The organism is Streptomyces sp. RLB3-17, from assembly GCF_007113425.2.
Taxonomy (GTDB): Bacteria; Actinomycetota; Actinomycetes; order Streptomycetales; family Streptomycetaceae; genus Streptomyces; species Streptomyces mirabilis_D.
In genome coordinates this window covers 377,234-399,236 of the sequence record NZ_CP041610.2, presented here as the reverse complement: position 1 = coordinate 399,236, position 22,003 = coordinate 377,234, and the positions used below count along the sequence as shown (strand labels likewise).

The following is a 22,003-nucleotide window of genomic DNA, read 5'->3' as shown; positions in this document are numbered from 1 at the left end:
CGATCGACGGCGCGAGGGCCGGCTGGCGGCCACGGGACGGGGCGCCGGAGCCGGCCATTCTCGGCTCGGCTACTCTCGGCGCCACTGACGTTCACTCTGCGATCCGGGCAAACTGCGACCGAATCGTCACTCGGGAGACGCCAACGCATGAATACGCCACCATCGCCGCCTGCAGCGGAGCGGACTGACGGATCATCCGTCCGGATCGGCGCTCTTGTTCCGCTGACTCGGCCTGGGTGGGTCGAGGCAGGCCAACACCTGCTCGCTGGACTTGAGTTGGCCGTTCGTGAAGTCAATGACGGCGGCGGGATCGTCGGAAGACCACTCGAGCTGTTGGTCCGAGACACCGCGGCCGATCCACAGAGAGCCGCGGCGGCCGTGGATGAGTTGGCTCGCCTGGGTGTGGCTGCCTTGGCGGGGGAGTATCACAGCGTCGTCGCTCGTGCCGCTGCCGCCAGGGCCGACACCCTCGGCCTGCCGTTCCTCTGCTCGTCAGCGGTTCTTGACGCGCTCACCGAACAGCCGACGGAATGGGTCGCGCGCCTCGCCCCGGCACAGTCCCACGGCTGGCGGATCTACGCGGACTTCCTCCTCAGCGCGGGCCACAGTCGAATCGCCGTAGCAGCCGAGCCGAGTGTCTACTGGGCATCCGGGGCTCGCATTCTGCGGGACTACCTCGCTCCACGCGGCGGCACCGTCGTCGAACTCGACATGCGCGCGCTCGCCCCCACGGCTGTGTGCGACGAGCTCGTCGGCAATCGCGCGACAGCCCTCCTTCTTCTGGTCGGCCACCCGGAGCCGGCAGCGTCGATCGTCAAGTCCGTCCGCCGCGACCAGCGCCTCGCCGAGATCATGATCGGTGCACCGGCCGGGCAACCGGAGTTCGCCGAATGGGCGACGTCGCTGGGCGAAGACAGCACCGCGATCCCGTTCTTGCGCTACCTGCCCGAGCGCCTCAGCCCACTTGGTGCACGAGTCGAGACGGCCCTCCGCGAGCGACTGGCCGAAGCGCCCTCGTTCGTCGCCTTCGAGGGTTACGACACGGTCGCCGTCCTCGCCGATGTGCTGCGCTCTCACGGCGCGGACCGGGCGCGCACTGCTGCATCCTGGCCGCGCGTCGCAGTCGAAGGCACCCGCGGGCAGATCCAGTTCTCCCGCACGCCGGGCATCAGCGTTTGGCAATGGGCTTGGACGCCAGTCCAAGTCGTTGATCGAGATCCGGCGCGACCCGATCGCTTTCGGATCCTCCACGCCGGCTGAGAGAGCACGGAAGTCCGACTGCCCAGATCTGTCCGAACCCGCTGATCGCGTATTCGACGCGGGCGAGCTCGGGGTCGAAGGCCGTTTTCGGGGACTCCTTCCCGGTTTTCTTGTGCTGGAAGGAGATCCTGCGGCAGCGCTGTAGGCACTGCTGGGCCTCCCGGCCGATCGTGATCGGCCGGGAGATGCTCCGACGCATGTGATCGGCGAGCTCGCGGATTGACCAGCGGCGGGTGAAGGGCGTGCCGAGAACTCCTGCTCGGTCAGCCTGCGGATCCAGACCTGTGGTGCCGTTCCGCCTCCTGGTGGGAGTTTCACGTCCAACCAGCGCAACGAGCTACCCGGCAAACGTTCCCGGTCACAGCGCCGGCTGAGGATGCACCGGTTCTCGATCAGTGGTTGACGAAGTCCGGGCCGGCCGTGCGCCCCGCGCGCTGAACACGGGGGACACGTACGGGGGTCCGGCCGGGGCGAACCCCCACCGGACCCCCGTCCCCCGTTCCCCCCGTCCTCCGTGGTGGAATCTCAGTTCACGGTCCACTTCTGGTTGGCGCCGCCCGAGCACGACCAGATCTGCAACCGGGTGCCGTTGGCCGAGCTGTTGCCCGTCGCGTCCAGACACTTGTTGGCCTGCGGGTTCACGATGTCGTGAGCCGCACTGACGGCCCACTTCTGGTTGGGGCCGCCCGTGCAGTCCCACAGTTGTACGGTCGAGCCGTCCGCCGTGCCGTTGCCGGTGACATCCAGGCACTTGCCCAGCGCGCGTATGGTGCCGTCGGAGGAGACCGTCCACTGCTGGGCCGTGGTGCCGTTGCAGTCATAGAGCTGTACGGGCGTGCCGTTGGCTGCGTTCGCCCCGGCCACGTCCACGCACTTGCCGGCGAGGCCGGTGATCGGCCCGCCGGTGGACCCCGAACCGTCGCTCGTCGTCACCTTCACCTCGTCCACCACCAACTGCTGCGGGAAGACGGTGGAGCCGTCGGGGTCGCCCGGCCAGTAGCCGCCGACCGCGAGGTTGAGGATCATGAAGAACGGCTTGTTGAACACCCAGGTCTTGCCGCCCAGATCGGCGGGCGTGCGCCGCTGGTACACCGTGCCGTCCACCGACCAGCTGATCGAGTCGGGAGCCCAGTCGACGGCGAAGGTGTGAAAGGCGTCGGCGAAGGCCTGGCCGCCCGGAAGCGAGTAGGCGGCTCCGATGCCCCCGGATCCCGAGTACCCGGGCCCGTGGATGGTGCCGTGCACGGTCGAGGGTTCGAAGCCGACGTTCTCCATGACGTCGATCTCGCCCGAGTTCGGCCAGCCGACCTGTCCGATGTCGCTGCCGAGCATCCAGAAGGCGGGCCACATGCCCTGCCCGCGCGGGATCTTCATCCGCGCCTCGACATGGCCGTAGGTTCCGGTGAACTTCCCGGAGGTGTTCATCCGGGCCGAGGTGTACTCGCAACGCCCGTACCAGCACTGGTAGTTGCCAGGATTCTCGCGACGAGCGGTGATCACCAGGTGACCCTGGCCGTCCAGCGTCGCGTTGTTGCTTCCGGACGTGTAGTACTGCCGCTCGTGGTTGTTGACGTTGTCTCCGGTCTCGATCTGCCACTTCGAGGTGTCGACGCCCGCGCCCGCGGGACCGTCGAACGTGTCGGAGAAGGTGGTGACGGCCGCGGCCGCCGTGGGGGGATCCGCCTGGGCGGGAACGATGGCGGCAGCGGTGACGAGCGCTGCGGACAACGCTGCCAAGAGGCATCTGCGGAGGAGACGTGGGGAGTCCAAGACTCTCCCTTCCGTACGGTGCCCTGAGAAGGGGGCGCCGACTGAGGTGGGGGGTGCGTACATCGCCTCTTGATTTAAGGAGTGAGGTAAGGGGGTGTCAATACTTTGGTCCGGACCAGCACTTCGGGTTCCGCTCAGGCTTCCTGGGAGTCGCGCCGGTCGCGGACGCGACGGCGGGGGCGCACCGCCAGGCCTCATCCACCGGCCCAGCAGCAGACACAACCCACTAGCGCGCCAGTGGTGTTGAGGATGCCGTCGTCGATGTCGAAGGCGCGCCCGCTGATGACCGTTGCCTGGACCAGTGTCACCAGCGGCATGACCGTCGCGGTGACACCAGGTTCTGTCCGGCGGATTTTTGTTCGAGTGTCACGGCTGGATCACCGCCAGGGAAGCGGCGGTTGATGACGACGGTGACGTCCGACTGGGGCAGATCGTCGATGTTCGCGATGACGAGGACCCGGGCTATGAGAATGAGGTAGGTGTCTTCAAACTCGCTCGGGGTTCGGTCACGCAGCACACGGAGGCGGGCTGTCCCCGTGCATCCCGACGCTGAAGGACCTCGAGGCAGTGTTGGTCTACTACTGCACGAATCTCACGAAGTCGACGGGCTGGAGCCGTTGTGGATCGTGGACGGCACGCTGATTCCGGTCCGTGACCGGAAGGTCAGTGCGTCCGCGCGCAACTACCGGTGCTCGGGGCACGTGCAGGTCATCATCGACGCCGACACGCATCTGTGGCCGCCGCGGCACGTCCTACACAACCCGCCTCACGTGTGATGGATGGTGAACGTACTGCCGTACCCACCGTACGAGGTCGAGGGCGTGTCGTTCGATCCCGAACGCTGGGGTCATGAGCACAGGGCGGACGCGTTGCCGACAACCAGCGGAGAGCGCGAGACGTTACTTCCGATCCTCGTGGACGCCGATGTGCCGGCGGATGGAGTGGAGCAGTCCTTTGTACGTGCCCTCGGCACCGGGCTGGCCACGATCGACTGGCACGGCGTCTGGCCGGACGCTCCGGAACTTGGCCTCCTGGCGAACTCGAAGTACGAGGGGATGCAGGCCGTGTTCAACACTGATGACGTGGACTGGGAGCGGCCTGCCGGAGACCATACGGTCTTCGCGCATATGACCAAGCTTGGCAATCTTCCCCCAGCGCAGTGGTTGGCGGGTCAGGTCGATGCACCAGTACTGGGGCCCAAGGGGCGGATGGTGAACGAAACGGGCAGGGCCGCGCGATGCCCGACCGTCAACCATGCACGAGTTCGTTCAGGCTGTTCGGCAACTGCGGAACGAGCCCCAAAGCCCCTCGTGCCTACGGCGTGCAGGGAAGCCGGACCGTGACGAGGAGACCTCCGGCGGGGCGGGGGAGGAGGTCGAGGGTCCCGTCGTGGGCGCGGACGATGCTGTGCACGATGGCAAGGCCGAGACCGACGCCGGCGTGCTCGTCGGTGCGTACGCGTTCCATTCCGCGCTGGAACGGTTCGGTGAGGGTCGGTACCAGTTCCGGTGGGAGCTGACGACCCGTGTTCTCCACCCGCAGCACGCTCGTGTCGCCGTGCGCCTCGGTGTGGACCGTCACGGTGCCGTCGGCGGGGAGATTGTGGACGATGGCGTTCTGGACGAGGTTCGTCACCATCCGCAGCAGGAGCTCCGCGGAGCCGCTGGTCTGGGCCGCTCCGCCGGTGACGTCGAGCGTGATCCGGCGCTGTTCGGCGAGGGGAAGCAGCGTTTCGGCGGCTTCTTCGGCGATGAGGGAGAGGTCGACGCTCTCGCGGCTGAAATTTCCGCGGTCACCGCGGCTGAGCAGCAGCAGGGCCTCGGTCAGGTCGATCGCCCGCGAATTGACAACGTGCAGCCGTTCGATGAGTTCGCACCGGTCCCGCGCGGGATCCTTGCGGGCGACGTCGAGGAGCGTCCGTGAGATCGCCAGCGGGGTGCGCAGTTCGTGGGAGGCGTTCGCGGCGAACCGCTGCTGCTCGGCGACGTGGGACTCGAGTTGTTCGAGCATCGAGTCGAACGCGTCGGAGAGTTCGCGGAATTCGTCCTGACGGCCCTTCATGCGGATCCGGTGGGACAGCGACCCGTTCCCGGCCATCCGTGCCGCATCCGTGATCTGGGTGAGGGGTGCGAGCATCCGGCCAGCGAGGAGCCATCCCCCGACGAGGCCGAACACGAGCAGGAAGACCATCGCCACGGCCGCGGCGGGAGCGAAGGTGTGCACAAGGAGGTAGCGGTTGGGCGAGATCCCGAGAAGGCCCTTGGGATTGTTGGGCACGTAGCGCAGCAGGAATACCCACACCACGGCCAACAGGAGAGCGCCGGCGACGGCGAGGAACCCGGCGTAGCTGAGGGTGAGTTTCAGTCGGGCGCTGAGCCCTGGGCGTCTATGCATGCGTACTGCCGGGGCGGTGGGTGTCGATGCGGTAGCCGACACCCGGCACCGTGGCGATGATCCATGGTTCCCCGAGCCGTTTGCGCAGCGCGGAGACGGTGATGCGCACGGCGTTGGTGAGGGGGTCTGCGTTCTCGTCCCAGGCCCGTTCCAGCAGTTCTTCGGCGCTGACGACCCCGCCCTCGGCGGCGACGAGGACTTCGAGGACGGCGAACTGCTTACGGGTCAGCGCGACGTAACGTCCGTCCCGGAAGACCTCCCGGCGGAAGGGGTCGAGTCGCAGGCCCGCGATCTCGCGGACCGGAGGTCGGGCGTACGCGCGTCTGCGGTCGAGCGCCCTCAGCCGCAGGACGAGCTCCCGCAGTTCGAACGGTTTGGTGAGGTAGTCGTCGGCGCCGAGCCCGAACCCGGAAGCCTTGTCGTCGATCCGGTCGGCAGCGGTGAGCATGAGGATCGGGATGCCGCTCCCGGAGGCGACGATGCGTCGGGCGACCTCGTCGCCGGAGGGGCCGGGGATGTCGCGGTCGAGGACCGCGAGGTCGTAGGAGTTGACGCTGAGCAGTTCCAGGGCGGAGTCGCCGTCGCCCGCGATGTCGGCGGCGATCGCCTCCAGCCGCAGACCGTCACGGACGGCTTCGGCCAGGTAGGGCTCGTCCTCCACGATCAGTACGCGCATGTCCGAAGCCTAAGCAGCACAATATATCGCCGATGTATGCAATGACGTAGGCACACCGGACACCCGACTCAGCCTGCCGGTGCCGGCGCGGGGCGAGGCTGGTCCGACGGCGCTTCCGCCGTAGTGCGCCACCAGCGGCGCGACGCCATCGCGGCCAGCGCGGCGCCGGTGGCGTTGACCAGCACATCGTCCACGGAGGACACCCGGTCGAGCCGCAGGACGTACTGTGCGGTTTCGACCAGGACCGAGCAGCCCGCCCCGAGCGCCAGGATCCGCGGCACGGAGGCCAGCGTCGCGAACCGCATCGGGGCGAAGAACCCCAGCGCCGCGAAGATCAGCAGGTTGCCGACGATCTGGCCCGTCCCCATCGTGACCAGGTCCCGCAGCGGTACCAGGCTCACCCGGGCGGGGACGGTGCCGGCCCCGGAGCCCGGCATCATGGTCATCCATATGAACGGCACCGTCCCGTGGACCATGCCCACCTCGGCCAGCGACATCCGCCACGCCGATGTGACACCGGCGGCCCGCCGACGGCGCGCCAGAGCCCACACCACCAGCGCGGCCAACGGCAGCGCGACCAACGTCATGAGCACCACACCGTTGAACGTGTCGAAGCAGCCGTGCCACCGCCCGGCCATGCACATCGGAGCGGACATCATGAGCGGCCGCCGCACGACGAACGCGGCGCTCGCGATGCCGAGGATCGCCAGGCTGAGGAGCACGATCCTGCGCGCGCGGCGGGGCGGCGCTGACAGGGATGCGTCGTGGTTCATGCCCCCATTGGAGAGGGAGGGCCGTTGCGGTGGGGTATGCGATTTTCGATACGCCCGCGATACACGGGCCTGATCGTCTTCGGCGGCGGATACGACGCCCCGCGGCCAGGCTCCTGCACGGGCTGCCGGTGGAGGTCCTCGGACGAATGCGTGCGGACCGGGTGATGCGCACGCCCGTCCCGGTGCCGTGGATCTCACCGCGGGGCGAACGATCACCCAAGCATGGCAAGGAGTTCCGCTTCGCCAGGCCGGAGACCTGGGGCCAGCCCGACGCAGTAACGACGCAGGTCACCGATCGGTACGGCACCACCCGCGCGATGGCCTGGGACCGCATCCACCCCGGTTGACCATCCGCTCCGCATGGATCGGCCACACCGGCGAACTCCCCATCACCGAAGGCACGTTGATCCGCCTCCAGGTCGACCGTCTGCCCGGCGGCAACGACCCGCTACCCGCATCATGAGCCGCTGGCCTCGGAGACTCGCCTGGTCAGAGCGGGCTGGCCATCCTGTAGACCGAGACATGGGAGCGTGACTCCGCAGTGAATTCCTCTCCCGTCCAGTCGGCATGCCTGGACTCCCGTGTCATTCCGGCCAGTTCGGCCATCAGGTCAAGTTCAGCCGGCCAGATGTATCGGTGCGGGCTGCGGAACAACCGGGCCTCGCGGCCGGCCTCGGTGTCGAACCGGAAGTGGTGCGAGACGACCTGCTGGCGAAGGACATCGTAGGTGTCGAGCCCGATGTAGCCCGTCGCCGACTCCCAGACCACGGCCTGCTGACCTGGCGGCAGCTTGCGAAGTTCGGGGACCCACAGCTCGATGACGAACCGCCCGCCCGGCGCGAGGTGGCGTGCGGCGTTTCGAAAACAGGCAACCTGCTCGGCCTGCGTGAGCAGGTTGGAGATGGTGTTGTAGATGAGATAGACGAGCTGGAACTCGCCCGGAACTCGTGCAGTGGCCATGTCGCCGACGACGACCGGGATGGCCGCGTCGTCTGCCTTGGTCCGGAGCTGGTCGATCATCGGCTTCGACAGCTCGATGCCACTGACCGGGACTCCGCGCTCCGCGAGCGGCACTGCCACCCGCCCGGTCCCGATGGCGAACTCCAGCGCCCGCCCGCCGTCGGTGAGCGCCACGAGTCGGTCCACGGTCGGCCTCAGCACCGTCGGCGCGAACATACCGGTCCCAGGGGAGTCATAGCTCTGAGCGGCCTGGTCATCCCAAATCTCACTTTGAAGCATGGGCAGCGATGGTTTCCCGCCACCCCAGGAATGACAACTCACTTTTTACAGAGTCAAGATGAGAGTGCGCCGCCGGTTCGAGCTCCGACTTGACCCAGTGACGGTACCTCCGCGGAGCACCGGCGATGATCTATGTTCCGGCCGGCGCAGGACGTGACATGTCCCTCTCCCACGCTGGCAGGCACCTCGGGGCGGGCCCCTAGAAGGCACATTGATCACGACTCGATACGCGCCCTAGCAGCACCCGACGGTGATGTGCCGCCGGTGGTGCAGTGGCGCCGTCGGGCATTAGGAATGCGAGCGTCTCGGCGATCCCTTGCGGCCAACCGAGCCCATCGAACTGGGCACTCGGTTCGCGGCTGCGATCATTGCGGCCACCTGGTCGGGAGACGGGCCCCAAAGCTTCCGCATCGGCGTGTCGATGGCCACCAGCGCCCCGAGGGCGAGTGCCGGACGTGCCTATGAAACGGCTCGTTCCTAAGCGACCGTAAGTACGATCTTTCCTTGGATATGCCCCTGGGCGGCGCGTTCGTGTGCCGCTCGGGCATCCGCGAGCGGAAACGTGCTGTCTATCGCGACGCGAACCGTGCCTGCGTCGAGCAGGCGCCCCAGTTCGGCGAGTTGCGCGCCGTTCGAGCGGACCTGGGTGCCCGAGACTGTGACGCCCAGCTTCGCGACTTCTTCGTCGTCGTAGTCGCCGAAGAACACCGGGTACAGGGCGCTGCCGCGCTTGAGCGTGCGCAGGAAGCGACTGCTGTCGCGCCCACCGACAGCGTCGAGAACGAGGTCGATGTCGTGCACGAGTTTCTCGGGACGGCTCTTGGTGTAGTCGATGAACTGGTCGGCGCCGAGCTCACGCAAGAACGATTCATGTGCGCCCGATGCCACCGCGATGACATGTGCACCCTTCCATTTCGCCAGCTGTAGTGCGAAGTGCCCCACGCCGCCCGCGGCGCCATTGATGAGCACCTTCGTGTCGGCGCCGAGCGTCATCGGGCGATGCTGCGCCTCCTGGAAGGGAGACGGATGGTCGTGTCCGAGCTCGATCAGGAACTGCCACGCGGTGAGCCCGGCCATGGGCGCCCCGGCGGCGTGCACGTGATCGATGCCGGCCGGCTTGCGTGCGAGGTCCGACGCAGGCGCGGCCACGTACTCGGCGTATGCGCTGCCGTCGAAGCTGGGAAAACGCAGGAGACCGAAGACTTCATCGCCTACGGCGAGACCGTCCACGTCCGCGGCGACGGCCTCGACGACGCCCGACACGTCCGTCCCCGGGATCACGGGCAAGCTGAACTTCGGCCTCGTCTCCGGAGGCAGGATGGTCAGCCCGTCGCGCAGGTACCAGTCCGGAGGATTGACACCAATCGCGTGGACGCGAACGAGCACCTCACCCGGCCTCGGCTCGGGAGTCGGCACCTCGTCGCAACGCAGAACTTCAGGGCCACCGTGCTCATGCAGCCGGATTGCCCTCATCGTGTGCCTCGGCATCATTTTTTCTCCTGCCCCTGTCGGGGATAGACTTACCGGATCAGTGATCCGCATATCCGGACCACTGATCCGAATATATGGACCACTGATCCAGATAGTCAAGAGGGACAGATGCGGGCCGACGCCAGGAAGAACCGCGACCACGTGCTCGCAGTCGCGGGCACCGCCATCACCGAGCAGGGTGTCGACGTATCACTGCGCGACATCGCACGCAGGGCCGACGTCGGGCTCGCGACGCTGCTGCGTCACTTCCCGACACGCGAGGCGCTGCTCGAGGCTCTGCTCCGCACAAGCTTCGACGAGATGACGGCACAGGCAGGCGAGCTGGAGACGTCGAGCTCGCCCGAAGACGCTCTCGTTTCGTGGCTACGCGACTGCGTGGCGTGGACAACCGAATATCGGGGCGTGACCGTGCTGATGGCAGCCGCCATCGAGGACACCGAGTCCGCACTCCATGCTTCGTGCGTCACCCTGCGCGCGGCCGGTGCGCGGCTCCTCGCCCGTGCCCAGGCCGCGGGCATAGCGCGGACCGACATTGATGGCACCGATCTGTTCGCGCTGGTAGCGGCGCTCGCGTGGCTCAGCGATCAACCCTCGCTCGCCCCACGCGCCGATCATCTCTTCGAGGTTGTCGCGAGCGCGATCCTGACCAACGCAGCGAGCACCGATGCCCCCGGGTGAACGCCGCCCCCGGGCCCGCCACGGAAATCATCGCGCACGCGGACCATCGAAACACCGGACCGCACATACGAACGCATCACCGGCGAGAAATGAGGCCGCAACACCCGCTACTTGTATGAGTCGCACTCGAACACCGCGGGCTGGGCTGCTTGAACGCCGTCGCTCACCTCTCATGACGAAGTCGAACCGCTTTGATCGTCCTTACGGAACGTGTGCCTGATCCTTCAAGTGACAGCGTTTGTTGACGAGTTCGGGCAGCGGTTGGGTGCTCATCGAGCCCGTGTTGTTCACGAGTTTTGACGGCATGGACGGTGTCGTGTGTCGGTGGCCAGAGTGCCACTGTGTTGTCCGGCGAAGCCCCAGCAAACGTTAGCTCGTTCTGCCGCCAAGCATTCGGTTATCAGGCGACGGCATACTGCTGAGAGAGTGGGCCGAGTCCGACCCGTCAGCGTTGCTTGAGCTCTATGGCGATCCCGAGAGGCGATCCCGAGATCGACCGATGGAGGCCGATGCCCTCTCCGTTTGACTCCAGGGCCGCACACGAGTTCCTGGCCAAGCCTTCCGAACGCCGCAAGGAAGGCCGCAAGGTAGCGCAACTGGCGGTTAACCGACAGTGAGCGGCCGCGTGGTGAGGACCTCCTCTGGCGAATCGGATGGCTAACCCCGCTTAGGCCCGCTGGGGACGTCGGGGCCTCCGAGGCCAGCGGAATAGAGGGCCCTGCGGAGCGCCTTCAACGGGTACGGGGTTTCCCTGCTCTCGTCCTGGATCTTGACGTAGAAGTCCGTCAGCACTGCGGCGAGCGGTGCATGACGGGAGAGGATCGCCCTGGCCTCCCGCGGTCCGTCCGGCGGGTCCGCGCCCTCCGCACATGCGTGAATAAGCGCCACGCGTTCTTTCCGCTCGTATCCGTATAGTGCCGTGATCAGCCAGTTCACCAGCCAGCTGCGCGTGTAACAGCGATCGTAGGTCCGGTGCAGTTCGAAGAAACTGGTCTCGGACGGTGACAGATCAAATTGGGAGGAGAGGGCGAGGCCATAGTCGGCGAAGTAGAGGCGTCGGCCGTCGGTCAGGATGTTCTGAAAGTGGGCGTCGAAGTGCAGGAGCCCGCGAGCGTTCATGAAGGACGTGCCGGCCTCCAGCTCCCCCTCCACCAGAGAGCAAGCCCGGTCAGCAGGCTCTTCGCCAGCCTGTACCTGCTCGGTGAACCACTCGTGCAGGGTCTGAGGGATGTACTCCAGGAACAGCGCGAGGCTCGCAGAGGATTGTTGAAGGGCCTCGATACGACGGCGTACCTCCGTCCGTCCTCCCCAATAGGCCACGGCCCGCTCCACGTCCGCGAGTTCTTGGGGGAGCGCGGCCGTGTCTGGCAGCACGCGCCAGTGGTACATCATCGGGAACCCTTGGTACTGCCCTCCGAGCACCCAGTTCGTCGTCATGGTGTGAACGGCGAGCTCCCGCCACGCCCCGAAACCGGGCCCACCGACGCCGTACTGGCAGAAGGTGGGAAGCCCGAACAGGTTGGCCGTGGACCGTACATGCTTCGGCAGCCGCTCCATATCCGTGAGCGGCACCCGCTTCACGAAGACCGGCTTCCCGTCAACGTCCAGCAGTGCGGACTTCCCGCCGATACCGGAGCCGAGCGGCACGGCGGCATCCACAAGCTCGCCCAGCCGGTGATCACTTCGCAGGGCGAGTGAGGTGGAGACAGCGCCGTAGGCAGCCAAGCGCGCGTCTTCTGACATATCGGGATGCTCGACCGCTACCTGCATCGGAATGCCGACCTCGTCTCCACCCTGCCCACGAGTGTTCACCGCTGCTGCCTCAGCACTGTAGATGAAGGTCGATGTGGAGATGAGTCGTGGTCGCCGAAGTGGTTACGACGCTTGTGGTGTCCCTCGTCCTCGGCCTGGCCCAGATCGTCATGCCAGAGGAGTCCGAGCACAAGCTGGACCTTCTGCTCGCGTGGATTCGCCACCGTGAGTGCCGGGGCAAAGTGCAGTTTCCTCGGCCGGCGCGGCGGACCAGCAGGACGGGGAGCGTCGGTGACACGCGAGACCCGACGCGGGGGCTTCATCACAGCCATCGTCCGGCAGCTGCGCTCCAGGCTCTCGTCTCTCGGGCGGATCGGCCCTCACTCGCGGCCACGCCCCGAATGTAATTCACATGGGTCGCCGAACGCTGGCTCGCCTGGATCATGCACGCACATCGGTATGCCCGCGACTACGAACGGCTCGTCCAGCACTCGGAGAATCTGAGCCCCTGGGCGGTGATCACGCGGATGACCCGTCGGCTGACCCAGGGCAAGAAGAGCCTGGCTCTCTTGCCTGCCGTACAGGCCGCCTGAGCTGCCCAGACTGTCGCCAGGCACCCTCTGCTCCGGGGCTATCGGGTTCGCATCCCACACATGCTTGATGCGTGAGCGATGAGTCCGGGCGGCGGATCGGGTCTGCCCTGGCATGACCCGCATCATCGCTGACATCTCGGTATCCGTCGACGGCTTCGTCACCGGGCCCGGCCCCGGCCCCGGCCCGGACAGCGCTCTGGGCATCGGCGGCGAGGCCCTGCACACCTGGGCGTTCTCCGGCGACCCCGACGACCGCCGGGTCCTGCGTGAGGGGACCGCCCGCTCGGGCGCCGTCGTCCTCGGCCGCCGGCTCTTCGACCTGGTCGACGGACCGAACGGCTGGGACGACAAGACCGGCTACGGCGCCGGCGAGGTCGGCAAGCCCGCGTTCGTCGTCGTGACGAACTCGCCGCCGGAGTCGGTGCGGCTCACCGACCTCGACTGGACGTTCGTCACCACCGGTCTGTCCGACGCCGTCGCCACCGCCCGCGAGCTTGCCGAGGCGGCGTCCTCGGACAGCGGCAAGGAACTCGACGTCGTCCTCATGGGCGGCGGCGCCACGATCGGCTCGGCGCTCGACGCCGGACTCGTCGACACCCTGTCTCTGCACCTGGCACCCGTCGTGCTGGGCGCCGGGACGCCACTGTTCACCGGCGGAGCACCGCGCATACTGGCGCAGCGGAGCGTGACCCCGACCTCGACCGCGACGCACCTGACCTACGACATCCTCCGACGACGTGGGAGTTGAGGAACATCGGAACGAAAACCGGCGCCAAAGTGATCAGCCTGCTCGCGCCCGGCGAGCGCGGCCGCTGACGGCGCAGTTCGGCCTGTCCGGCGGGCGTGCTGCAGTGCCGCGTGCCTCGGGGCTGGACACGCCTGAGGGGCCGGCACATCGTGCCGGCCCCTCAGGTTTCAGTAGCGGGGACAGGATTTGAACCTGCGACCTCTGGGTTATGAGCCCAGCGAGCTACCGAGCTGCTCCACCCCGCGTCGGATTCCTCAACCCTACGCCAATTATCCCGGCCCCGAGACCATGATCGCCGTGGACCGTCGGCTTACCGAAAACGCGCTGAGCGCCGGTCGGGCCCCGATGGGCTGGCCTTCCCCGCCGGGGCGCTGCCTGGACCGGCATCGACGTCCACGGTCGGTGAACGCTACGGGCGCGGTGCACACCGTGGGGGAGTGGGGAGAGGGTGCTGTCAGTACTGGAGGCGCTGCGTGGGCGCGGGCAGGAGCGGCCGGGCACGGCTGGACGCTGGACGCGGAGCTCCCCCACTCGGGAGTGAGAGTCGCGTTCGGCGAGTTCGTGGTGAGCCGGAACGGGCAGATCTCCTGGCAGCGGGGGTTGGCCGGTGTCAGTCGCCTCGAGTGATGAAGTCGGCCAGGGCGGCAGCGACGGCCTCGGGTTGTTCGTCCGGGATGAAGTGTCCTGCGTTCGGCACGACGATCCCGGTAGCGTTGTCGGCCCACGGCCTGAGGGAAGCTGCCATGTCGGGGATGGAGCCGTGGCTGCTCGAAATCCCGAGAACCGGCACTGTCAGGTGCTGTTGTTCAAGGGCCTCGTGGTTCTTTCGCGCCGAATCAGCGGCGTCTCGGTAGTAGGCCAGGGAAGCGCGGAGTCCGCCGTCAGCGGCGATGGCCGCGGCGTACTGTTCGATCTCGGCGTCGTCGAAGGTGTTGGGGGAGAGGGTTTTGGCCTTCAGGAACCAGCCGACGTACTCGCGTTCGCGGCCTGTGAGCAGTGTCTCGGGCAGTTCGGGCACGAGATGGAATGCGAAGTGCCAAGTTTTCCATGCCACCTCGGGGTCGGTCGGGATGGTGTCGGGGAGTGTGATGCCGGGGATTCCGGCGTTGAGGAGTGCGACGCCATGCAGCCGGCTCTGGTACTTCAGCGCGAGGGAGAAGGCGACCCACGCGCCGATGTCGTGGGCGACCAGCCAGTATGTCGAGACTCCGAGCGCTTTCACCGCGGCGTGGACGTACGCGGCGACGGTGTGCGTGTCGTAGCTGCCGTGCGGGCGTTCGGAGTGGCCCTGGCCTGGCAGGTCGATCGCGATGACGTGGAATCGGTCGGCCAGGTCGGGCATCACCTTTCGCCATGCCCACCAGGTCTGCGGGAATCCAGCGAGCAGCACGACGGCTGGGCCGTTCGGCTGACCGCCCTCGACCGCATGAAGTCGGACGCCGCCCGCGTCGACCCAGCGGTGGGTGAAGCCGGCCAGGTCGTGCAGTGGCAGGTCGCGGACGGGGTTGTCGCAGACGTGGGCGGTGATTGCAGCAGGGTCGGTCATGTTTTCCTCCATCGGTGTTGGGTGTGTTGGTTCGGTGTGCCGCGTGAGGGCGAGGCCCGCGAGCGCGGTGAACGCGACGTGAGTGGCGCGCATGGTGCTCGGGATCCGTGTCCCGACGGCCTGACGCACGCAGGCCCGTAGCGCCCACCGCGACCCCGTGGATGCCGTACGTCTGCAGCACCGGCAAGAGGCGTACTCCACTCTTGTTGCTGAATCCCCAACATTCACAAATCGCATGTTGGCGGTGGCTTCAGTACGCCGGTCCTTTGTCGCGGGACTTGACGGGGTTTCATGGAGCATGCAGGAGAGGGGTGGAGCCACTCAGCGCGGCGGTCGCTCGGGCAATGGCGGTGGTGGGGCGGCGGAGTGCGCTCGCGAGGGTCGTCGCAACGACGGCGACGGCCAGGATCAAGGCGGCGACGTCCTGATTGATGGTCTGGTCGAGGAGTCCCAGGGCCAGCGGAGGCACGATCGTGCCGGTGTAGGCGAACAGGAAGTACGTGGAGATCAGATCCGCCCTGCGCCGCGGGTCGGCGAACCGCTGGGCGACCCCGACACCGCGGCGGAAGGCCAGGCCGATGCCTGTACCCGCCAGGAGCGTTCCGGCAGCGAACGTCGGCAGTGACCGTGCCCACAGCCCGGCCTCGAACACCGCGACGCCCGCTACGAGGAATGCCGGAGCCGGCCGGCGCCCGGTGATCCACCGCCCCGCCGTGACCGTCTCCGGGGTGACGATGACGGCCAGGAACGTAGACGCCGGTACCTATCCCGCACAGGAACCGTGCCGCGAGCAGGGTTCCGACATCGTCGGCCAAGAGGAACAGCGCTGTGCTCGTCGCCGTGTCGAGTACAGCGGCAGCCAGGAGGGGGCGGTGGCCCACACAGTCGGACAGGGACGCGAACGCCATCAGCGCGAGCACGGTCCCCAAGGCGTAGACGGCGAAGATCAGCGTTGTGGTGAAGGGCCCGAAGCCCATCCGCGGCGCCCAGAGCGCGTACAGCGGAATCGGCAGCGTCCCACCGAGCATGACCAGGGTGTACACCGCGGCCACGAGCCAGAACCCGGCGCGCGCCCGACGCCCGTCGACGGGCGGAACAGCCTGTGCGCGGACGTCTGACGCGATGTCGTCGATCATCGTGCCCCCTTTCGAGTGCGAGAACCGGGACCTTCACGCTAACCATCTTGGATCGATCGGTCAAAGATGACTGGATGGCTCGACCGATCGATCCAAGATGCGAGTAGGCTCACGGCAGAGACGTGACAGAGACGTGAAGGAGGAGGTGGACGCCGTGTCCGGCCGAAAGCAGTTCGATATCGATGCGGCCCTGGACCAGGCCATGCGGGTGTTCTGGCAGCGCGGGTACGCGGACGCCTCGCTCGATGCCCTCGGTTCGGCCACCGGCCTCGGCCGCGGCTCCCTCTACGGCGCCTTCGGCAACAAGGACGCCCTGTTCGGCAAGTGCCTCGACCGCTATACGTCGATCTACGGCGCGCAGTACGAGCAGGCGCTCGCGGCGCATCCCGGTGATCCGGTGCGCGCGGTCGAGGCGTTCTTCGACGTCATCCTGGGCCGCATCGCCGATCCGTCGGTCCCCGTGGGGTGCCTCATCGCCCAGTCCGCCGCGCAGTCACTGACGCTGAAGGAGGAGAACAGCGTGCAGGTGCGTGGCCTGCTCGACCTACAGCGCCAACGGGTACGTGCGGCACTGGCGGACTCCTCGGCCGACAGTCGAACGCTTGACGAGCTCGCCACGTTCGTCGTCGCTGTCAATCAATCGCTGGCCGTACTGAGCCGTGCCGGCGCCTCGGACGCCGAGCTGCGCTCGGTGACCCGGCTCGCATGCACAACGGTGGCGGACACCCTTGCCCGCGCACCATCCGAGGACGTCACCCAAAACTGACGGGCACCGGCCCCGCCGGGACCCGGCTTTGTGCAACCCGGCATCCCAACGGGCACTGCGGTCGGCGTGATGCCGAGACCGTCGGCGCTCTCGCGCAAGGAGTGGCCAAGGGCGTGGAGCGACAGAGTGACCGGGTTCGTCCTGACTCTCGGCCGTCCATGTCGGCTCCGCTGCCCGCCCTTGACCGTCGGGCGGCGGCTAGCCCTCCGAGTCCGGCTTCCAGTCCTGGACGAGGAGTCCGAGCAGCACCTGGTCCAGGAACTCGCCCAGCACCCAGGCCGAGGAACGCAGCACGCCCTCGCGGACGAAGCCGTTGCGCTCGGCGGAGCGCAGCATCGCGTCGTTGTCCGACAGCGTCTCGATCTGCAGCCGCTGCAGGCCGCGCACGACGAAGCCGTAGTGGCACAGCACCGCGACCACGTCGGTGCCGTAGCCCTTGCCGCGCGAGGACGGCAGGAGCCCCAACCCGATGTGTGCGGACCGGTTGTGGTTGTCGATGCCCCACAGCGTCGCGGTACCGACCAGCGTGCCGCCGTCCAGCTCCACCACGGAGAACGGGACGAGCCCCTGCTCCTTGTCGTCCACTACGAGCCGCGAGTCCTTCGAACCTGGCGTGATCGGCCGCCACGGCCGGCCTTCGGCCCGCGAGCCGTTGACCACGTCGTCGTAGAGCTCGGCCCGCAAGACCGGGATGTCGTCCTCGTACCGGGCCCTCAGCCCGACCTTGTTGCCCTTCAGCATGCAAGCTTCCTATCCGACCGGGCTGGCCGGCTGCAAACCAATAAAGGATCAGCTCAGTTGGCGTAGCGGCGAGAGCAGATGAGGGCGCTGGCGATGCCGACGAAGGCCAGGAAGTGCTCGACTTCACGCTCGTAGCGCCTGTGCGGACAGCGGCAGCTGTCTCGTCGTCATCATCCGCATCCTTAGACGACGGAAAGACCCCAATCTGCCACGCTGCGGCCCCACTTCGTGGCGGAGGCAGGGCCCTGTCTCCCTTTCGTCCGGCCCGGTGGCGGATCAGTGGAGGGTGTAGGTGAAGTGCTGGGCGGCAATGGCGAGCCTGGCCGCAGTCACTGCTCTGCTGGAAGTGGTGGAAACACTCCAAGACCGGCTCGCGATCATTGTCTCTGGTGGGGCCTCTGTCGGTGTCCGTCCTGTCGCAGACTTGCAGGAAGCGGTGGCCCGGCTGGTCGCTGGTCGCCGTGTCTTTGTTCCAGCCGAACCAAGGACTGCAATCGTGAGCGAGCGCGTTGTCACCCCCCGCAACCGGGGCTTCCTCTTCCTCGACTCCCACCCGGCGGGCTGCGAGCAGTTGGTGGCCGACATGTGGCAGGCATGCCCCGCCCCTGCCGCCGCGCCGGAGGGTGCCGGGCCGGTGGCTCTGATCATCGGCTCCTCGGCCGGATACGGCCTGGCGGCCACTCTCGCCGGACTCAAGCGCGCCGGCATCCGCGGCATCATGGTGTCCTTCGAGAAGGCCCCCACCGAACGGCGTACCGCTACAGCCGGCTGGTACCGCACCGCCGCCACCGCCGACATCGCCCGCACCGCCGGTCGCGATCTGGTCTTCCTCAACGGCGACGCGTTCTCCGACACCATGAAGAACCAGGTCGCCGACCTCCTCGAGCAGCGATTCGGCGGCAAGCTCGACTACCTGATCTACTCGGTGGCCGCGCCCCGGCGCACCGACCCCGACACTGGCACCACCTACGCTTCCGTCCTCAAACCGATCGGCCAGGCGAACCGCACCAAGACCCTGCTTTTCGACGACCAGGGCGTTCCCGAGGTCCGCGAGGTCGAGACCGAGCCCGCCGAGGGCGATGATGTCGAGCAGACCGTGGCCGTGATGGGCGGCGCGGACTGGGAACGCTGGATCGACCACCTCGCCGGACGGGACCTGCTCGGCGACGGCTTCGCCACCGCCGCGCTCTCGTACATCGGGTCGCCGCTGACAGCGGCGATCTACCGGCAGGGCACCATCGGGGCAGCCAAGGCCCACTTGGAGGCCACCGCCCGCACCCTGAACGAGCTGCTCGAGAAAACGGTGGGCGGCCGGGCCGTGACCTCCGTCAACGGCGCCGCCGTCACCCAGTCCTCCACCGCCATCCCCGGCATCGCTCTGTACACCGGTCTGCTGCGCGGCGTCCTTGGCGAGGCCATGGTCCCGCCGGTACGCCAGCTCGCCGCCCTCTGGGACCAGCTCACCGGTGCCGCCCCGCTCACTCTCGATGACGAAGGCCGGGTCCGCCTGGACAACTGGGAACTCACTGACGACGTCCAGGCGGCCGTCGCCGAACGCTGGGAGGCCGCCACCACCAACACCATCGCCGACCTCGCCGACCTTGCCTGGTTCCGCGCCGAAGTCCAACGCCTGTACGGATTCTCCGTGCCGGGCATCGACTACACCGCCGCAGTCGCCACTGACATCCCTTGGCCCACCCACACAACCTGACCCCGGCATCCGGCATGGAGGAACGCCATATCAAGGAGCGCAGGAGGTGATCGGCGCCGCGCGCCGCGCCAAGTAGGAGGCCCTGGTGGCCGCGCCGGCTGAGCGCGGCGGCTTCACCGGTGTCGAAGCAGCGGCCCGCTCGGCCCAAGGCGGGGGCCCAAGGCAGGGAGAAGTACCGCACACTCCTGGACGTCGGGCAGGCCGCCATCTCCCGCGTCCTGAGCACTGCCCACCGAGCCCTACCTGCGCGCGCCCCGAGCGCATGGCGCTCCGCCACACTCTGGCCGATCTCGCCGTCGGCACCTGCTGCCTGCCCAGGCCGAGCGCATCGCCGACGAGCAGCTCGCGCCGGAGATCGAGGCGAGCCGCGCCCCGGACGTGACGGCATGAGACCGCGGGGCAGTAGCCGAGTACGTCGCTCCCACAGCCGACCCAAGTCAAGGCCGGTGTCTACGGGTTCCGCCCCCAAGACGTCTGACCGGCAGACGTGTGAGGACGGCGCCCAAGCCTCCCGGGGAGCGGGGAGTCGGACGTTGGAGTTGTGACCTCCTTGGCCTGCCGCAGAATCCCAGTGATGTGGCAGGCCAAGGCACTTCCCTCACCGCGCGGTGGCTGAGGCCGCGATTGCGGTGTCATCGGTGAACGAGCCGGTCGAAGCCCGCCGACGACAAACAGCTGAGCAAGGCCATCGCCCGCTGCGGGCCGCGTCGACGTGTGCGCAATCGACGGACTCGGTCATCTCGAACTGGACCGCCGCGGCGCGGAGATGCTCTTCCAAGTGCCCACTGGGCGTGAGGAAAGGGAGAGCATCGCGGTCGCATCCATCGAGGGTGTCAGGGGCTGGAGCCGCATCTTCACCGGCCCGCGGCTCTGCGCGGCGATCGTGGACGGGCCCACCTTCAACGCCGCCCTGAGCGCGACTGGAACCGAGTCCTACGGGCTCGCCCGCGTGCAAAGCCAACCAGACCAAGCAGTGGAGCCGACCAGGTTCACTTCGGCAGCGGTCGCACTGATGGAGTCAAGCGCCTGAGGGGAAGGACGGGGACCTACGCAGCAGCCACTGCCCGAACGTCCGACGCGGGGGCCGCACCACCACGCGGCCGTGGGCCTTCTGACCGACCAGCTCCACTCGCAGAGTGACCGGCGTATCAGGATCCGTCGGAATCTGACGGTACTTGACCTTGCTGTGCACCAGCTGCAGACCATCAGTGTCGATCACGATGCCCGGCCTCGTGACCAGCGTCAGGGTCTTCCCCGTCATGCCCACGTCGATCCGCAAGGTGTGGTGCATGATCACTGCGTCAGTGAAGTCAAGCGTCACCTCGCAGTACGTCACCGCGAGCTCCAGCCTTCGCGGTACCACCCAGCGCCCCACGCGCTCGACCGCGCCGCTGTGGACCTGTTCGATCCGAACCATGTCCTTGACGTCTGCTCCAGTCCCGCCGACCGTAGCCGATACGGGCGGCAGGTCAGCGGTGAGCGTCGTCAGTTCGCTCAGAGTCCGCGCCGATAGGGCAGCTTCCAGGCGTTCGTCCAACTCGTCCGCGGTCAGCCGGCCGTCCCCCGCCGCGATACGCAGCACATCCACCACCCGGTCCCGGTCGGCATGAGAGGCTCGCAGCTCGGGCGACGAGCTGGAGCCGGAGTGCTTCCCGGTGGGCGAAATCTCTCCCGACATGCTTCCGTCCTGGTCCTGTCGAACGTCTCCGCGCGACGCAGGCAGCGGCGCGAGTAGAAGACTAACGCTATATCGCGACATGGGGCACGGCTGGGCCTCATCGCGGAGAGGCGATGGGCAGCGTCGATTCACGGCATGCGGCATCCATCATGCCGAGGCCCGGTCTCGACAACAACCGCATCACTGGGGCCAGTTCACACCGTTCCCCGGGGCGGCTTCAGTGAATCCGAAAGGCCGATTTGGGCATGCACGACGATCAAGAGCTGGTGGGCATCACCTCGTTGTGGTGGAGGTCGAAGAAGTGGCTCTAGGGGACACCGAGGCCCGACTCGTTGTGCGCTCCCCGGTGGAGTCGACCGCCTGTCCGGGACGCGGACAGATATCCACGCGCGTGCACTGCTACGACCAGCGGTGTCTGGCGCCGAGCAGAATCGGATCTGATGGGTTGACACACGCCGCACGATTGTCCTCACCCCCAACTCACTGACACTGCCCTGTTTCCTGGCGGACGTGCCGGAGCCATTCAGTGAGGACGCACAGCCGTCACCACCTGCAAGGACACCCAGCCCCGCCTCCTTCACGCACCACCCGTTCTGCTGCCGGAGCCTGTCCCGTATCTGGGCGTCGACGAGTTCGCCGTGCGCCGTGGTCGTACCCACGCAACGATCCTCGTGGACACGAACACTCACCGCCCCAGCGACGCCCTTGCAGACCGCATCGCGCACACCTCCGCCGCCTGGCTGCGCGAACACCCCGAGGTGCGGATCGTCTGCCGCGACCACGCCGGCGTAATCGACGTGCACGGACGGCCGCGGCCCCTGGCTGCTCCGCGCCCCCGAGCGCCACCAGCAGATCCACGAACGCATCGAACGCGGCGACAGCCTGCGAGCCATCGCCCGTGAACTCCACATCAGCCGCGGCACCATCCTGCGCTTCGCCCGGGCCACCAATACCGAGCAGCTAGGAGCTGTCCGACCGATCATGTGCGGAGCCGGATGACCAACGCGGCGGCCGTGTCCGTACCGAGGGAGACGTAGCGCGCTCCGAGGGC

21 protein-coding genes, 1 tRNA gene and 5 pseudogenes are annotated in these 22,003 nt (G+C 67.5%); 11 read left to right on the top strand and 16 right to left on the bottom strand.

Annotated features, from left to right (window positions below):
• The first annotated feature begins 147 nt into the window (after positions 1 to 147).
• Positions 148 to 1,260, top strand: coding sequence for an ABC transporter substrate-binding protein (locus FNV62_RS02055; RefSeq protein ID WP_144314522.1), 1,113 nt, complete (start codon positions 148 to 150; stop codon positions 1,258 to 1,260).
• Between the two features lie 525 nt (positions 1,261 to 1,785).
• Here the strand turns inward: FNV62_RS02055 and FNV62_RS02050 are convergent.
• From FNV62_RS02050 to FNV62_RS02040, 3 genes are all read right to left on the bottom strand, one after another.
• Entirely contained in the window at positions 1,786 to 3,030 is a 1,245-nt protein-coding gene (locus FNV62_RS02050) for a ricin-type beta-trefoil lectin domain protein (RefSeq protein ID WP_054234815.1), read from the bottom strand.
• Between the two features lie 194 nt (positions 3,031 to 3,224).
• Positions 3,225 to 3,347 carry a VanZ family protein gene (locus tag FNV62_RS02045; RefSeq protein ID WP_144314521.1) on the bottom strand — a complete coding sequence of 41 codons (123 nt, stop codon included), beginning with the start codon at positions 3,345 to 3,347 and terminating at the stop codon, positions 3,225 to 3,227.
• Complete coding sequence (locus tag FNV62_RS02040; RefSeq protein ID WP_054234818.1) at positions 3,335 to 3,547, bottom strand: hypothetical protein; 213 nt, start codon at positions 3,545 to 3,547, stop codon at positions 3,335 to 3,337. Before FNV62_RS02040 ends, FNV62_RS02045 begins: the two co-directional genes overlap by 13 nt.
• A 94-nt stretch (positions 3,548 to 3,641) precedes the next feature.
• On the opposite strand from FNV62_RS02040, the pseudogene FNV62_RS57865 reads away from it, so the two are divergent.
• Positions 3,642 to 3,764, top strand: a pseudogene (locus FNV62_RS57865) (IS5/IS1182 family transposase); the annotation flags it as partial.
• Positions 3,765 to 3,809: 45 nt separating this feature from the next.
• Positions 3,810 to 4,373, top strand: coding sequence for a hypothetical protein (locus FNV62_RS02035; protein WP_164657592.1), 564 nt, complete (start codon positions 3,810 to 3,812; stop codon positions 4,371 to 4,373).
• On the opposite strand, the gene FNV62_RS02030 is transcribed toward FNV62_RS02035, so the two are convergent.
• The 3 genes from FNV62_RS02030 to FNV62_RS02020 all read right to left on the bottom strand — a co-directional run bounded on the left by FNV62_RS02030 (position 4,345) and on the right by FNV62_RS02020 (position 6,873).
• Positions 4,345 to 5,424, bottom strand: coding sequence for a sensor histidine kinase (locus tag FNV62_RS02030; RefSeq protein WP_144314520.1), 1,080 nt, complete (start codon positions 5,422 to 5,424; stop codon positions 4,345 to 4,347). The two genes, FNV62_RS02035 and FNV62_RS02030, sit on opposite strands and share 29 nt — an antisense overlap.
• Positions 5,417 to 6,100 carry a response regulator transcription factor gene (locus FNV62_RS02025; protein WP_054234820.1) on the bottom strand — a complete coding sequence of 228 codons (684 nt, stop codon included), beginning with the start codon at positions 6,098 to 6,100 and terminating at the stop codon, positions 5,417 to 5,419. Before FNV62_RS02025 ends, FNV62_RS02030 begins: the two co-directional genes overlap by 8 nt.
• 68 nt (positions 6,101 to 6,168) lie before the next feature.
• Positions 6,169 to 6,873, bottom strand: coding sequence for a VanZ family protein (locus FNV62_RS02020; RefSeq protein WP_144314519.1), 705 nt, complete (start codon positions 6,871 to 6,873; stop codon positions 6,169 to 6,171).
• 69 nt (positions 6,874 to 6,942) lie between these two features.
• Here FNV62_RS02020 and FNV62_RS57460 point away from each other — a divergent pair.
• Positions 6,943 to 7,327: pseudogene (locus FNV62_RS57460) on the top strand (transposase); the annotation flags it as partial.
• Between the two features lie 35 nt (positions 7,328 to 7,362).
• Here the strand turns inward: FNV62_RS57460 and FNV62_RS02010 are convergent.
• Positions 7,363 to 8,112 (bottom strand): class I SAM-dependent methyltransferase, encoded by a 750-nt coding sequence (locus tag FNV62_RS02010; protein ID WP_144316386.1) that lies wholly within the window; start codon positions 8,110 to 8,112, stop codon positions 7,363 to 7,365.
• 477 nt (positions 8,113 to 8,589) lie between these two features.
• Complete coding sequence (locus FNV62_RS02005) at positions 8,590 to 9,600, bottom strand: NADP-dependent oxidoreductase (RefSeq protein ID WP_179858595.1); 1,011 nt, start codon at positions 9,598 to 9,600, stop codon at positions 8,590 to 8,592.
• A gap of 111 nt (positions 9,601 to 9,711) precedes the next feature.
• On the opposite strand from FNV62_RS02005, the gene FNV62_RS02000 reads away from it, so the two are divergent.
• Entirely contained in the window at positions 9,712 to 10,281 is a 570-nt protein-coding gene (locus FNV62_RS02000; protein WP_144314518.1) for a TetR/AcrR family transcriptional regulator, read from the top strand.
• Between the two features lie 657 nt (positions 10,282 to 10,938).
• Here FNV62_RS02000 and FNV62_RS01995 read toward each other — a convergent pair.
• Entirely contained in the window at positions 10,939 to 12,024 is a 1,086-nt protein-coding gene (locus tag FNV62_RS01995) for a serine/threonine-protein kinase (protein WP_144316385.1), read from the bottom strand.
• A 422-nt stretch (positions 12,025 to 12,446) separates the two neighbouring features.
• Between FNV62_RS01995 and FNV62_RS01990 the strand changes: the two are divergent.
• A pseudogene (locus tag FNV62_RS01990) lies at positions 12,447 to 12,581 on the top strand (IS5/IS1182 family transposase); the annotation flags it as partial.
• Positions 12,582 to 12,738: 157 nt separating this feature from the next.
• Positions 12,739 to 13,374 carry a dihydrofolate reductase family protein gene (locus tag FNV62_RS01985; protein ID WP_144314515.1) on the top strand — a complete coding sequence of 212 codons (636 nt, stop codon included), beginning with the start codon at positions 12,739 to 12,741 and terminating at the stop codon, positions 13,372 to 13,374.
• A 171-nt stretch (positions 13,375 to 13,545) separates the two neighbouring features.
• On the opposite strand, the gene FNV62_RS01980 is transcribed toward FNV62_RS01985, so the two are convergent.
• The 4 genes and pseudogenes from FNV62_RS01980 to FNV62_RS57860 form a co-directional block, all read right to left on the bottom strand.
• Positions 13,546 to 13,619, bottom strand: a tRNA-Met gene (locus tag FNV62_RS01980).
• A 365-nt stretch (positions 13,620 to 13,984) separates the two neighbouring features.
• Positions 13,985 to 14,920 carry an alpha/beta fold hydrolase gene (locus tag FNV62_RS01975; RefSeq protein WP_144314514.1) on the bottom strand — a complete coding sequence of 312 codons (936 nt, stop codon included), beginning with the start codon at positions 14,918 to 14,920 and terminating at the stop codon, positions 13,985 to 13,987.
• Positions 14,921 to 15,209: 289 nt separating this feature from the next.
• On the bottom strand, positions 15,210 to 15,572 hold the full coding sequence (locus FNV62_RS55195) for a hypothetical protein (RefSeq protein ID WP_225900955.1): 363 nt from the start codon (positions 15,570 to 15,572) through the stop codon (positions 15,210 to 15,212).
• A 145-nt stretch (positions 15,573 to 15,717) separates the two neighbouring features.
• Positions 15,718 to 15,948, bottom strand: a pseudogene (locus tag FNV62_RS57860) (MFS transporter); the annotation flags it as partial.
• A gap of 262 nt (positions 15,949 to 16,210) precedes the next feature.
• Between FNV62_RS57860 and FNV62_RS01965 the strand changes: the two are divergent.
• Positions 16,211 to 16,822: a TetR/AcrR family transcriptional regulator gene (locus FNV62_RS01965; protein ID WP_144316384.1), complete on the top strand. Its 612-nt coding sequence runs from the start codon at positions 16,211 to 16,213 to the stop codon at positions 16,820 to 16,822.
• 198 nt (positions 16,823 to 17,020) lie between these two features.
• Here FNV62_RS01965 and FNV62_RS01960 read toward each other — a convergent pair whose 3' ends face one another.
• A complete protein-coding gene (locus FNV62_RS01960; RefSeq protein ID WP_054234828.1) occupies positions 17,021 to 17,563 on the bottom strand; it encodes a GNAT family N-acetyltransferase in 543 nt (180 codons plus the stop codon).
• Between the two features lie 53 nt (positions 17,564 to 17,616).
• Positions 17,617 to 17,718 (bottom strand): annotated as a pseudogene (locus FNV62_RS55185) (IS5/IS1182 family transposase); the annotation flags it as partial.
• Between the two features lie 341 nt (positions 17,719 to 18,059).
• Here FNV62_RS55185 and fabV point away from each other — a divergent pair.
• The gene (gene fabV / locus FNV62_RS01955) at positions 18,060 to 19,274 is read left to right on the top strand and encodes an enoyl-[acyl-carrier-protein] reductase FabV (RefSeq protein WP_143606543.1); all 1,215 of its coding nucleotides are present in this window, start codon (positions 18,060 to 18,062) and stop codon (positions 19,272 to 19,274) included.
• Between the two features lie 712 nt (positions 19,275 to 19,986).
• Complete coding sequence (locus tag FNV62_RS01950; RefSeq protein ID WP_318658450.1) at positions 19,987 to 20,304, top strand: ATP-binding protein; 318 nt, start codon at positions 19,987 to 19,989, stop codon at positions 20,302 to 20,304.
• On the opposite strand, the gene FNV62_RS01945 is transcribed toward FNV62_RS01950, so the two are convergent.
• Positions 20,293 to 20,952 (bottom strand): DUF1707 domain-containing protein, encoded by a 660-nt coding sequence (locus tag FNV62_RS01945; RefSeq protein ID WP_144314513.1) that lies wholly within the window; start codon positions 20,950 to 20,952, stop codon positions 20,293 to 20,295. The genes FNV62_RS01950 and FNV62_RS01945 overlap by 12 nt on opposite strands.
• Before the next feature lie 822 nt (positions 20,953 to 21,774).
• Here FNV62_RS01945 and FNV62_RS57855 point away from each other — a divergent pair.
• A complete protein-coding gene (locus FNV62_RS57855; protein WP_143651913.1) occupies positions 21,775 to 21,951 on the top strand; it encodes a helix-turn-helix domain-containing protein in 177 nt (58 codons plus the stop codon).
• Positions 21,952 to 22,003: the final 52 nt, after the last annotated feature.

What these genes read in the sequence shown, in the direction of transcription:
- FNV62_RS01995 (WP_144316385.1), bottom strand. Translation starts at nt 12,024, where the DNA reads ATGTCAGAAGACGCGCGCTTGGCTGCCTACGGCGCTGTCTCCACCTCA.
- FNV62_RS01945 (WP_144314513.1), bottom strand. Translation starts at nt 20,952, where the DNA reads ATGTCGGGAGAGATTTCGCCCACCGGGAAGCACTCCGGCTCCAGCTCG.
- FNV62_RS02025 (WP_054234820.1), bottom strand. Translation starts at nt 6,100, where the DNA reads ATGCGCGTACTGATCGTGGAGGACGAGCCCTACCTGGCCGAAGCCGTC.
- FNV62_RS02030 (WP_144314520.1), bottom strand. Translation starts at nt 5,424, where the DNA reads ATGCATAGACGCCCAGGGCTCAGCGCCCGACTGAAACTCACCCTCAGC.
- FNV62_RS02035 (WP_164657592.1), top strand. Translation starts at nt 3,810, where the DNA reads ATGGTGAACGTACTGCCGTACCCACCGTACGAGGTCGAGGGCGTGTCG.
- FNV62_RS02020 (WP_144314519.1), bottom strand. Translation starts at nt 6,873, where the DNA reads ATGAACCACGACGCATCCCTGTCAGCGCCGCCCCGCCGCGCGCGCAGG.
- FNV62_RS01985 (WP_144314515.1), top strand. Translation starts at nt 12,739, where the DNA reads ATGACCCGCATCATCGCTGACATCTCGGTATCCGTCGACGGCTTCGTC.
- FNV62_RS02010 (WP_144316386.1), bottom strand. Translation starts at nt 8,112, where the DNA reads ATGCTTCAAAGTGAGATTTGGGATGACCAGGCCGCTCAGAGCTATGAC.
- FNV62_RS02005 (WP_179858595.1), bottom strand. Translation starts at nt 9,600, where the DNA reads ATGCCGAGGCACACGATGAGGGCAATCCGGCTGCATGAGCACGGTGGC.
- FNV62_RS01960 (WP_054234828.1), bottom strand. Translation starts at nt 17,563, where the DNA reads ATGCTGAAGGGCAACAAGGTCGGGCTGAGGGCCCGGTACGAGGACGAC.
- FNV62_RS02045 (WP_144314521.1), bottom strand. Translation starts at nt 3,347, where the DNA reads ATGCCGCTGGTGACACTGGTCCAGGCAACGGTCATCAGCGGGCGCGCC.
- FNV62_RS01975 (WP_144314514.1), bottom strand. Translation starts at nt 14,920, where the DNA reads ATGACCGACCCTGCTGCAATCACCGCCCACGTCTGCGACAACCCCGTC.
- FNV62_RS02000 (WP_144314518.1), top strand. Translation starts at nt 9,712, where the DNA reads ATGCGGGCCGACGCCAGGAAGAACCGCGACCACGTGCTCGCAGTCGCG.
- FNV62_RS02055 (WP_144314522.1), top strand. Translation starts at nt 148, where the DNA reads ATGAATACGCCACCATCGCCGCCTGCAGCGGAGCGGACTGACGGATCA.